10 protein-coding genes are annotated in these 11585 nt (G+C 42.9%); 6 read left to right on the forward strand and 4 right to left on the reverse strand.

Annotation, left to right across the window (positions count from 1 at the left end; all coding sequences use genetic code 11):
* Window positions 1-399: IS607 family transposase (locus tag NSP_RS22755; RefSeq protein ID WP_017804451.1), on the forward strand; the 399-nt coding region annotated here is incomplete at its 5' end.
* Entirely contained in the window at window positions 383-1483 is a 1101-nt protein-coding gene (locus NSP_RS22760) for an RNA-guided endonuclease InsQ/TnpB family protein (protein WP_017803983.1), read from the forward strand. The genes NSP_RS22755 and NSP_RS22760, both read left to right, overlap by 17 nt.
* Before the next feature lie 337 nt (window positions 1484-1820).
* Here NSP_RS22760 and NSP_RS22765 read toward each other — a convergent pair whose 3' ends face one another.
* A complete protein-coding gene (locus NSP_RS22765) occupies window positions 1821-2891 on the reverse strand; it encodes a hypothetical protein (RefSeq protein ID WP_006197795.1) in 1071 nt (356 codons plus the stop codon).
* A 402-nt stretch (window positions 2892-3293) separates the two neighbouring features.
* Window positions 3294-3602 carry a DUF3067 family protein gene (locus tag NSP_RS22770; protein ID WP_006197797.1) on the reverse strand — a complete coding sequence of 103 codons (309 nt, stop codon included), beginning with the start codon at window positions 3600-3602 and terminating at the stop codon, window positions 3294-3296.
* A gap of 229 nt (window positions 3603-3831) precedes the next feature.
* Here NSP_RS22770 and petC point away from each other — a divergent pair, with 229 nt between their 5' ends.
* Together petC and petA are read left to right on the forward strand one after the other, a co-directional pair.
* Entirely contained in the window at window positions 3832-4371 is a 540-nt protein-coding gene (gene petC / locus NSP_RS22775; RefSeq protein WP_006197798.1) for a cytochrome b6-f complex iron-sulfur subunit, read from the forward strand.
* A gap of 142 nt (window positions 4372-4513) precedes the next feature.
* Window positions 4514-5515: a cytochrome f gene (petA, locus tag NSP_RS22780; protein WP_006197799.1), complete on the forward strand. Its 1002-nt coding sequence runs from the start codon at window positions 4514-4516 to the stop codon at window positions 5513-5515.
* Window positions 5516-5604: 89 nt separating this feature from the next.
* On the opposite strand, the gene NSP_RS22785 is transcribed toward petA, so the two are convergent.
* Complete coding sequence (locus tag NSP_RS22785; RefSeq protein WP_006197800.1) at window positions 5605-5886, reverse strand: small RNA NsiR4-regulated ssr1528 family protein; 282 nt, start codon at window positions 5884-5886, stop codon at window positions 5605-5607.
* A 98-nt stretch (window positions 5887-5984) separates the two neighbouring features.
* Window positions 5985-10583 carry a LamG domain-containing protein gene (locus NSP_RS22790; protein WP_006197801.1) on the reverse strand — a complete coding sequence of 1533 codons (4599 nt, stop codon included), beginning with the start codon at window positions 10581-10583 and terminating at the stop codon, window positions 5985-5987.
* A gap of 60 nt (window positions 10584-10643) precedes the next feature.
* Between NSP_RS22790 and NSP_RS27125 the strand changes: the two genes are divergently transcribed.
* Together NSP_RS27125 and NSP_RS25755 are read left to right on the forward strand one after the other, a co-directional pair.
* Window positions 10644-11039: a helix-turn-helix domain-containing protein gene (locus tag NSP_RS27125; RefSeq protein WP_006194781.1), complete on the forward strand. Its 396-nt coding sequence runs from the start codon at window positions 10644-10646 to the stop codon at window positions 11037-11039.
* Entirely contained in the window at window positions 10946-11536 is a 591-nt protein-coding gene (locus NSP_RS25755) for an HARBI1 family protein (protein ID WP_173403274.1), read from the forward strand. The genes NSP_RS27125 and NSP_RS25755 overlap by 94 nt, the downstream gene beginning before the upstream one ends.
* Window positions 11537-11585: the final 49 nt, after the last annotated feature.

Below are 11585 nucleotides of genomic sequence, written 5' to 3' on the forward strand. Positions count from 1 at the left end.
GAAGACCTAGAAAGACAAAAGCAAGTTGTTGAATTATTTTGCGCTCAAAATGGTTGGCAATTTGAAATTATAGAAGACTTAGGTTCAGGCTTAAACTACAGCAAAAAAGGATTAAAGAGATTAATCCGATTAATTGTTGATAGTAAACTTGAACGTCTTGTTTTAACCCATAAAGATAGACTATTGAGATTTGGTAGTGAATTAATTTTTAGTTTGTGTGAACATTTTGGAACAGAAATAGTAATTATCAATAGAACTGAAGACTCAACTTTTGAAGAAGACTTAGCTCAAGATGTTTTAGAAATAATTACAGTTTTTAGTGCCAGACTGTATGGATCTAGAAGTCACAAAAACAAGAAAATTATAGAGGAGTTGAAAGAAGTTGCTGTTCGGCTTTAAAACTGAGTTAAAAATCAATAACCATCAGCGTACCCAACTACTTCAACATTGTGGTGTTGCTCGTCATGCTTGGAATTGGGGATTAGCTCTTACCAAACAGATATTAGAGCACAATAAGTTAAATCCTAATTCCAAAATAAAATTTCCTACTGCTATTGATTTACATAAATGGTTAGTAGCATTAGTAAAAAGTGAAAATCCCTGGTATTACGAATGTTCAAAATCAGCACCACAAGAAGCTCTACGAGCTTTAAAAACAGCATGGGATAGGTGCTTTAAAAAAATATCAGGAGTGCCTAAATTTAAGAGAAAGGGTAAACATGATAGCTTTACCTTAGAGGGTAGTGTCAAAAATTTAGAGTCAAATAAAATACAAGTACCGAAGATAGGAGTTCTCCAAAGTTATGAAAGACTACCTCAAAAAGAAATTAAATCAGTAACCATTAGTCGTAAGGCTAATAGATGGTTTATTAGTTTTAGATTTGATGTAGAAAAACAAGATAATAAAAACCTCAAAGTTGTGGGAGTAGACTTAGGTGTAAAAAATTTAGCTACTCTATCAACAGGTGAAATTATAGAAGGTGCAAAGTCTTACAAAAAATATGAATCTAAATTAAGCAGGTTGCAATGGTTAAACAGAAATAAAGTTATCAATTCAAACAATTGGAGAAAAGCACAACTAAAAATTGCTAAATTGCATCTGAAGATTGCCAACATTCGTAAAGATACATTACACAAACTTACTACTTTATTAGCCAAGAACCACGGCAAAGTGGTAATCGAAGATTTAAACGTATCTGGAATGTTGGCAAACAGGAAATTAGCAAAAGCAATCTCCGATATGGGATTTCATGAGTTTCGTCGTCAACTAACCTACAAGTGTGAATTGTATAGTTCTGAACTTGTCGTGGTTGATAGATGGTATCCCAGTTCTAAAACTTGTTCTAATTGCGGAACTAAAAAAGAAAATCTCACACTTAACGAAAGAGTTTTTCAATGTGAAAATTGCGGTTTTGAGTGTGATAGAGATTTAAACGCAGCTATCAATTTATCAAAAATTGATTTGTCAAAAGCTGTCAGTTAGACAGTGTTAGTCTGTGGACTGGATAATGCCGACATTACCAGGATGAAGCAGAAAGTAAACTTCAAACCCCATCTAGTACAAGTTATCTATTATAGAAAAGTCTAAATAGGTAAGTTTGAGTAAGTTTTATGTAACGGATAAGTACACAGCGTATAAATCTAAAACTCTCAGTGTCACCACTATTAACAAAGATTTCAAGAAAACTAGAAACCATATTGCTAGATTACCAACACATAAGCTTTTAACAAAGTGTTTTTCATCGTAGCACTATCATAGATAAAATTTTTAGGCAGTTTATAGAAGTAAGTTCATTGGGCAATATAGCGCGTCATATTCTTTAGGTAGGTAAACCACTACGCCAACGCTTCAACATCAAAGGCAAACGAGTTATGAACAACTTGAACAGTATTACCCTGCTACGAAAGCTTTGAAATTTTGGCAATAAATAGAGAAAAGCTGATGGATTCAGCCATAATCCTTTCTGCGTTAATAAGTACTGAACTAGATCGGTATCACTCAGAGCAAGTTTTAACTGTTCTGGTAATTCTAGACTGGATGGCAAACTGTTGGCACGGAAATCCGCTTTATATTTAGCATTAACCCAGCTTGGCTCTTTCCCTTTGTAAGTTTTCGATTGAGGATGACCAAATCCAATATTATAGGTGAAGGAAGTGGTGGAAATAATATGTACTTTGTGATGATAAAGAGCAGCAAGTGTGAATGTAATAACCCAATCTGTTTGTTTATTTTTTTCTAGCCAAAACTGATTGACCATTGTCATTTTAGTTTGGGATGTGGCTGGAATTTGATAAAAGCTGCCAAAAGGATTATGTTGGGCTGATTGATTAACTAGATCGAGTTCTTGCCAACGATCAAACCAAGTAGCAAATCCCAAGCAAAAAACACGATTAGACACGATAAAATCTGTATCGACTTGAGAATCAAATCCTGCTGGTAGGTTTGCATAGGCACTAATTGAACAGACTTGTTTACACTCGCGATAAGTTTCTAATAATCGGCACATCCGATCATAAAAATGTTCATTAGGAACAGTATCATCTTCTAAATAAACGAGAGAATTATGAGAAGAAAGAACCTCTGTTAAACCCAGAATTACATTTTGGTCACATCCTAAATTATTTTTTCTGGCGACTATATGAACTGGCACTAATGCAGAAAAATCTTCCAATAAGGAAATGCACTGTGCAATCAAAGGTTCATCATCTGACTTTCTTGCACCATCTATAAACCCAATTATTTTTGGAGGTAATAAGGATTGTTGGCTAATTGCAGTTAAAACCTCTTTTAACAGTTCTGGACGAGTAAAAGCTATGAGAACGATTGGAGGTAATTTGTCTGGCAATGGCACATCATCAAGAGAACTAGCTAATTTTAGATGATTACTCATCTTCAATAAAACTCCTGAGTAGTTAGGATTGACTTAAGATTGAATTAAATTGACTTAAACATCAATTATTTGAAATTTTCATCACTTATTATACATACATTTTCGGTAAAATCATGTTTTACATGAAAATGAATATACAAAGATCATAGAGTTTTTACCCATTCTTTATCAAAATCTAACCGGAACGTTAGTTTGAAGGGTATAAATTTCGGTTTGAAGACAAAGGTCAATTGATGGATAGCAGATCCAAGCGATCGCTAGCAATTATATTGGTTGACCCAGAGTGTTTCTGATCACAAAACTCTATAAGTATTCTTCCTGGGTTAATCAATGGGTGGCTCAAACTGGGGCGATAGCAAACGCCAGAGTGTGTGCCAAGACTCAGCGCGATCGCATCGCATCTCAAACAATCCATTCCGAGGCGCGTTCACCTAAATCCAGAGGAATACTCACAGCTTTACCCAGTCGGGGGCGATCGCGCGTTTGAGCAATAAATGTTTGGACTTGCACAACGCCACCCAAAGCCTGAAGATAATTAGCAATGCTATCAAGATGCTCTTGGTACTCAGCCTCAGTCAAGGGAAAAGAAGCTTGCTCCAGATACTTCCACATGACTTGCAGAAATATCTTCCCCTTGGTGCGCCGAAACTGGACATCGTAAGAATATCCCCATTTGTCAAGCAATAATTTGCGTAATTCCTGTCCTGTCATAGCTTTTCTCCATTAGATTTTACATTTAGTTATGATGTTACGTTCCGTAACTCAAGTATGATAGACATATAAAGAAATGTAATGCTAACAGAAGAGATGCTCAATATATCTTGGAATAAAGAAAATTAGCATCGTTGTAGGCGTTGGCATTTCCACTCAAACAGGAGTTGCTCAACTACTGGTACTCTTGTAAGAATGCTTAACAAAATACACAAAGAGCGCGTAGAATATGGCTCAATTTTCTGAATCAATGGACGTGCCAGATATGAGCCGTCGTCAGTTCATGAATTTGCTGACTTTTGGAACAGTGACTGGTGTAGCTCTGGGTGCATTGTATCCCGTAGTCAACTACTTTATTCCACCTGCTAGCGGCGGCGCTGGTGGCGGTACAACAGCGAAAGACGAGCTGGGTAACGATGTTAGTGTCAGTGGCTTTCTAGCAAGTCACAACGTAGGCGATCGCGCCCTAGTTCAAGGACTCAAGGGCGACCCCACCTATATGGTCGTAGAAAGCAAAGAAGCCATTGGCGATTACGGTATTAATGCTATCTGCACACACTTAGGTTGTGTTGTTCCCTGGAATGTGGCAGAGAACAAGTTTAAATGTCCTTGTCACGGTTCCCAGTACGATGCAACTGGTAAGGTGGTCAGAGGTCCAGCACCTCTATCATTGGCTCTCGCACACACCAAAACCGAAAACGACAAAATCGTCTTGACTCCTTGGACTGAAACCGACTTCCGTACCGACGAAGAACCTTGGTGGTCTTAATTAAGTGCTTCCTGACTGAGACGCAATCAATCCCGTCTGTACAAAAAAATCCTGAGTGAAAAGTCCAGACTTGAGACGATCACTCTTGACAAATGACCAATGACCAATGACCAATGACTAACTAATCGTTGTCCTTATAGAGATGAGAAATGCCCGTACCACAGCGAGTTTAACTCGCACTGCTAGAGCAATTATGCAAACATTGCTCATAGCGATCGCTACCTTGACATTTTACTTCACTAGCGATGTAGCCCTGCCCCAAAGCGCTGCGGCTTATCCCTTCTGGGCGCAACAAACCTATCCTGAAACCCCCCGCGAACCCACCGGGCGGATTGTCTGCGCTAACTGTCACTTAGCAGCTAAACCAGCAGAAGTAGAAGTTCCCCAATCAGTGTTACCTGATACCGTATTTAAAGCGGTGGTGAAAATTCCCTACGATACCAACATCCAACAAGTTGGTGCTGATGGTTCTAAAGTTGGTTTGAACGTCGGCGCTGTGTTGATGTTACCCGAAGGCTTCAAAATTGCACCTGAAGACCGCATTTCTGAAGAACTCAAAGAAGAAGTAGGCGATGTTTACTTCCAACCCTACACTGAAGACAGCGAGAATGTTCTTCTTGTGGGTCCAATACCCGGTGAACAGTATCAAGAAATTGTCTTCCCAGTTCTTTCTCCCAACCCCGCCACCGATAAGAATATTCACTTCGGTAAATATTCAGTTCACTTAGGTGCAAACCGGGGACGTGGACAAGTTTATCCTACTGGCGAAAAGAGCAATAATACCATTTACAATGCTTCCGCTACTGGCACAATCAGCAAGATTGCTAAAGAGGAAGATGAGTATGGTAATGCTAAATATCTAGTAAATATCCAAACAGAATCTGGCGATACTACTATTGATACAATTCCCGCAGGACCAGAATTGATTGTTTCTGAAGGTCAATCTGTAACTGCTGGTGATGCTTTGACTAATAACCCCAATGTTGGTGGATTTGGTCAAAAAGATGTAGAAATTGTATTGCAAGACGCAACCAGAGTTAAAGGCATGATTGCATTCATTGCTCTTGTCATGTTAGCTCAAGTTATGCTCGTGCTGAAGAAGAAGCAAGTTGAAAAAGTTCAAGCTGCTGAACTTAATTTCTAAATTCTTGGCTAAATTAATACTTTTGAGGACAGGCGAAATGCCTGTCTTTTTTTATATATGTAAGTGTTTTAGAGAATTCAGGATTTCACTTACTTACCACTGTAGAAAAAGGCAACTTCTTTCTCTTTTAAGGGTGCAAAACCTGCTTCTACAAGGAATTGATCGAGTTCTGCTTGAGGAATATGTTTTGCGCCAATTCGCACAATGCGCGATCGCATAGTATTAGATACGCCACTACGCTGTCTATTTCCCTCTAAAGCCATGACTTTGCTATACAATTCTAGCTTTTCAGGGGGAATGGGAGAACCATCAAAATCGATTCCCTGAGCGATCGCTTCATCGATAGCATCAGCACCCTTGGTTGTAGACATGGTAATTTATTCTCAAAACTATAGGTAGATTTTACCAGTCTGGTGACAGCACAAAAGCCAGAGGAGGGGAAATTATATCCCCTCTTGTGAATACTCGATTATTTTGACTGTTGCAGGTAGTTCAGGATGTGGTCAAGTTTCTGCTCCAATTCCCGATTATGCGCCTCCAACTTGGCAATTTGCTCCAAAAGTTGTTGATTTTCCGAAATTTCCGCTTTAGCCTGTAGTTTGCGAATATCGCGACCAAAACCCATTAATGCTGGCCGTTCTACATAAGTGACACGGTGCAGCACCCTCCAGGTTTTATTTGGTTTGCCGGCTTGGGCTTGACGCAACGCCCGCGCTTCTTCATCATTGCTTTGCAGCCATTCTGGGTCAACTACATAGCTAAAGAAATCGTGGAAATTTTCGGTGCTACTTTCCAAGTAGAAACTCATAAACCGATAGCGGTCAACTTTTTCCCCAGGTAGGATGGGGCGATCTTTGTAGTCGGTGATGCCTTTATATTCCAAACCTCCCAAATCTACATTCAACTCAAAACCTTTGCTCCGGGCTTCAGTTTTGTTCATGGTTTGGGTGAGATTTACCGTAGCTTGAGCAGTGAGTTCAGCCGTAGCTATAGCTCCAAATTTTGCTTCTGCTCCCAATGCAGCATTCATAGTAAAGGAGCCGCCAATAGTATGCTCTACAGTGTTGGCAAAGCTTTGTTGCTCAGTTCGCAGTCCACCGTCTGCATCCCAAACATAGGTATTGACAATGTTGCGTTTAGCTGCGCGAATTTGCAGGCTTTCCATGCGTTTCTGCCAACCAGCAAAACTGTTAGTAGCTTGTACTCGTTTCTCTTGGTCGCCGATTTTACTTTGAATCTCCGCTTGTTTAGCTTGGGTAGCCTTGCTTTGTGTCTCAACATTGGCATTGGCATTAGCCTGGAGATTTTGCAGCTTTTCCTCTTCAGCCTTTTTCTTTTCTTCCTCGGTCATCTGAGTACTAGGCTTGTCTTCTTCCCGTTGTAAACCAATGGTGGTGGGTGCATCGCCACTGTCAATATTGCGGTTTAAAGAGGTTTCATCGACTGTACGCACATCAAAGTTAGAGAAGTAAGATTCCCGTCGTTTATCCTCAGCTTCAATCGCGCGTTTCAGGTCATAAGCTTCTTGCAGACGGTAGTAACTGGCGGGATAAAGTGAGCCATACTGCGATCGCATTTCGGGGATATGCTTAAAGAAGCGATCGCTAGTGGCAGTGCTACCGGTCAGCCCATCTAAACTACCATTCATGGTGTAGGCAGGATTCATCAAGAAGGTGATAGTATTCACATCTGGGGGAATACCATCAACCGGCTGTACTTGGTAGCCCACCATTCTACCACTACGAGCCAGTCGAGTTACAAACACATCGGATATTGCCGAAACAACCAAGGCATAGCCAATATTTTTGGGAATAAACCGTGTACCTAAATGGGGGAATTTCGGGCTTTCTTCCGGCGTGCCTCGCAGTTCCAGTTTATCAGTCATGCTCAGGGAAGAACTGGAGGTAATGTTACTCTTATTCAAAAACTGGTAGCTAAAGTCAAAATTACCCTTAAAACCTGCTCGCATCACGGCAACTCTGGTTGTGAATCCGAGACCGGCTTCAGCCTCTGTCTCGGCCCCGGCAAAAATTTCCGCAGCTGCACCCAAACCGCTATCTTGGGCGCGGTTCCAGCTAAACTCCACATCTTCCGACATGGTCAGCTCCACCGAGGTGGCACCGTTGTAGTCTCCTTCGATGGTCAAGTTCTCGCTGGGTACGGGCGGCGGCCCTTCGATGTACCCCAGCAGGGTCGGGGCAAATTGGGCATTACCAATCCACTTCAGTTCCAGGGTTTCGATTCGCTTATCCGGCAGCAGCGTGGCCCCATTGGTGGTGGGTGAACCCAGGAAGCGCCGCATGATCGCGACCTTGCGCTTGGCGGTTGGATCCAGGGTGACGGTGCTGTACTCCGCAGAGACCAGGGCATCGCCACCAATGGGCAGGGTATTGTCTTCGACGGTCAACACCTGGCTAACGATGCCGCGATTGCGGTTGCTAGGAGGTTGGTTGTTCATAATTGCCTGAACATTTTCCCGGATTGCAGGCAGAACATTGTCTGCGGCTGGCTGTACCCCACTCCTTGGGGTGCCGTGATAGTTGCCAGCCAAATCTTTCACAATCGGTGTTGTACCTTCCAGGTGGATTTGATCGAGCGGGAAATACGCGACCAGGTTTGGTTCTTTTCCGCTCAGGCGCGTGTACATGTCTGCCCGAATGTCATTCTGGGTACGGGCGACATTCCAGATCCGAAGATCAGCCATACGCCCCTCAAACACAGTGCCGTGGTCACTGCCCCGTACATCGCGCCCAATGCGGTGAGCAACGGAAGCAGTTTTGTCATCAATCGCTCCGGAGTGTTCCAGGTCTAGAACACCATCCACATAAGTGTAAATTTTCTGGTTTTCGCGATCTCTGACGAAGCTAATAAAGTGCCATTCATTGATCTCTAGCTTTAGAACGCTATAAAGGTCTGGCGTGCCATACCAGAAAAATCTCAATCTTCCATCCGCAGCGATCTCAAAGTTGATATTGAGTGTGTTTTCCAGACCATAGTCTCCTAGCAAGATTCCCCGCTTATGAGTCGGAATTTTTACCCACATAGAAACGGTGAACGAACTTGAGAAAATGGGCAGTGGCCGTGCTAGTTCCAGATAGTCATCTACCCCATCAAATTGCATCACGGTGTAAGGAACTTCTACATAATCCTTCGTCCCATTGAAGTCGAGACAGACATTATGGATCGAACTCAGAGGAGATTCTTGATCATCGGAGAGGACGGGACTGTGCGCCGTCAGTGCTTCCATTGCCGTACCGTGATGGTTGCCGACTAGGTCTGGAACCATACGGGCTGTGCTTCCTGGCTTGATTTCATCCAGAGGATAGTAAGCAACCAAGTGAGGCGATTGCTCACTCACGCGGTTGTGCATATCTGCCTGAATATCGGCCTGGGTGCGGGCGACGTCCCAGATGCGAAACTCGGCCATTTGACCGGGGAAGAAGCTCGCTGGACTCCCCCCTGATCCAGCAGCAGCAATACGTAGCGGGCAACTGCCATTGGGGGTATAAGCCGTCTCCAATGTCCCGCATAGAACACCATCTACATAGAGCCTGAGCATGTTGCCGTCATAGGTACCGGCGATATGTGTCCAGATGTTGGAAACGACATCGGGGCCGATAATGGTTGACCAGTTGCCATCGCCGACAGTCAATTCCCACTTGTTTCTTGAATTGGCCTGGATAGAATAGCCGCCTTTTTCATCTGCATCAGAGGAGGTGAGTAGAGAGCGTCCTGCACCTTCTTCGCCGGTGATTTTTGCCCACAAGGAGACCGTAAATTGGCTAGGGTTGAGGGCTGGCTCGTAGGGCACTTCCACATAGTCGTTGAACCCATCGAACTGCATTACGCGCTTGGCTAGGCTACCGATGGGTGCGGCGGAAGCCCACCAACTAGCACCGGATACGGTGCCATTGTTGCCGTTGCCAGAATGGTCGCGTACGTTCTCTCCATCTGCTTCGCCCATGGGGTAATAGGCCAATAACCCTGGTTCATTGCCACTGAGTAAGGTTTTGCTGTTGACGGCAATTTCATCTGCACTGAGACCGATTCCCCAGATACGGACTTCGGACAATTGGCCAAAGGGTTGATCCCCTGCTTGGGCATTGCCAATAACGCGCACACTGCGACTTACTTTAACCGTCGCCTTCTTGATGGCATCAACAGCCTGCTTGGCAGCCTCATCATCAGGCGTTTTCCGGAGTTTGTTTTCGGCATCGGCCAGAGCTTTGGCTTTGGTGTCGCCTACCTTTTGGCCGTCGATATAGAACAGGGTGGTATCAGCTTTACCCACCGCCGTCAGATGATGCCAACCGGGAGTTAACCGATCTAGATTGCAGCCGCTATCAACAAAGTGCTGATCCTGGATAGCATCGGGCAGATAAATACCTAATCGGTTGCCCTGCCTGGCCACAACATGGCTGCCACCGTCTCCCCCAACCAGGGTGTTCCATTCTTCTGTGTTGGGTAAGGGATAGACAAACCAGGTTTCAATACTCCACTCTGTAGGCAGGGATAGTGTGGTGCTCAACGTCACAACACTATTGCTGAGGTTGAAGTTGAGACAGGCCTGCGGGGCATCCGGAATCCACTGTTCAAAGGCCGCATTTCGACTATCAGCGGTGGCATCGTAGTTGGTTTGCCGCATCCGCCCCTGGGTATCGAAGTAGCTCAGTTGCACATTGCCTTCACAGGTTTCCAGGGCATGGAGCCGACCGGCTGATTGTACAAATCCCAGTATTGCCCCATGGGTCGCCAATCCTCGGGCATCAGTGACAATGGCAGACATCGTCTGCGGGGTTGCCTGAATACCTTTGATGGCGGCGAGAAGTTCCGTGTTGAGGGTATTGATTTCTGTTTGAATCGCAGAGATCAAGGCTGTCACCTCGACCAAACGCTGCTCCCAACCGGCGTAATCATCTGCCGTCGCCGTCAACAACGTTTCTCGACCAGCCAGATCTTTCCATGTTGCGGCTAGATCTTGTTGCGTTTGGTTCAGTGCGGAGGAGAGTTTTGATATTCTATCATTTTCATCGCGCAATCGAGACAACAAATCTTGCTCTTTAGACATCTCCGAAAAAGAATAAAATTATGGTATAAGAGTATAAAATGCTATTTTTAGTAAAGCATTATGAGCAGTATATTCGATTATATCCAAAATAATCCCCAGGAAGCACAGCGTTTAGTAGGGCTGAAATATGAACAGTTGCAGGAACTTTTAGACAAAGCCATTAAACTGCACAATCATAAACGAGAATTGCTTGAAGATAGAAAAGTGAGAATTATTCTGGGTGGAGGTGGTCGCAGACCAAAATTATCACCATCGGAGCAAATAATTCTCACCCTAACATATTTACGACATTTAACCACATTTCAACTATTGGGTATTCAATTTGGCGTGAGTGAAACAACTGCAAATGATACGTTTAACTATTGGTTGCCATTATTGGGAGAATTATTACCACCAAGTTTAGTAGAACAGGTAAAAAAAACTCCAGTGACTATGAAATTGTTAAAGAAGTTTTAACAGACTTTGAACTAATCGTAGATAGCTATGAACAGCCCATAGAAAGACCTTCAGAGTATCAACAGCAGGAAAAATATTACTCAGGTAAGAAGAAAATGCACACTAGAAAAAGTCAATTAATTGTTCTGCCTAATGGTAGAGATATTGTTGATGTAGTAGCTGGTGAGCCAGGACGAAAAAGTGACATAAATTTATTTCGGGAAAATAAAAATGGGTTTGAAGAGAAACAAAAATTTTCCGGTGACAAAGCTTACCAAGGAGAGAAATCAATTAAAACACCTGAAAAAAAGCCTAGAAAAAAAGAATTAAGTTCTGAACAAAAAATTCAAAATAAAGAACTGGCATCAGAGCGCATATTTGTAGAACATTTAATTCGTTTAGTGAAGATATTTAGAGTAGCTCAAGAAAGATTTAGATTAAATTCCTCTAAATACGAGCAGATAATTATGACTATTTGTGGACTCGTTAGATTACGCATTGGCACATTTATTTTGTAACTATAAAAACTTGAAAATATTTATAATAAAATTACCTCAAAGAGATCCT

It is taken from the genome of Nodularia spumigena CCY9414 (genome assembly GCF_000340565.2).
Lineage (GTDB): Bacteria > Cyanobacteriota > Cyanobacteriia > Cyanobacteriales > Nostocaceae > Nodularia > Nodularia spumigena.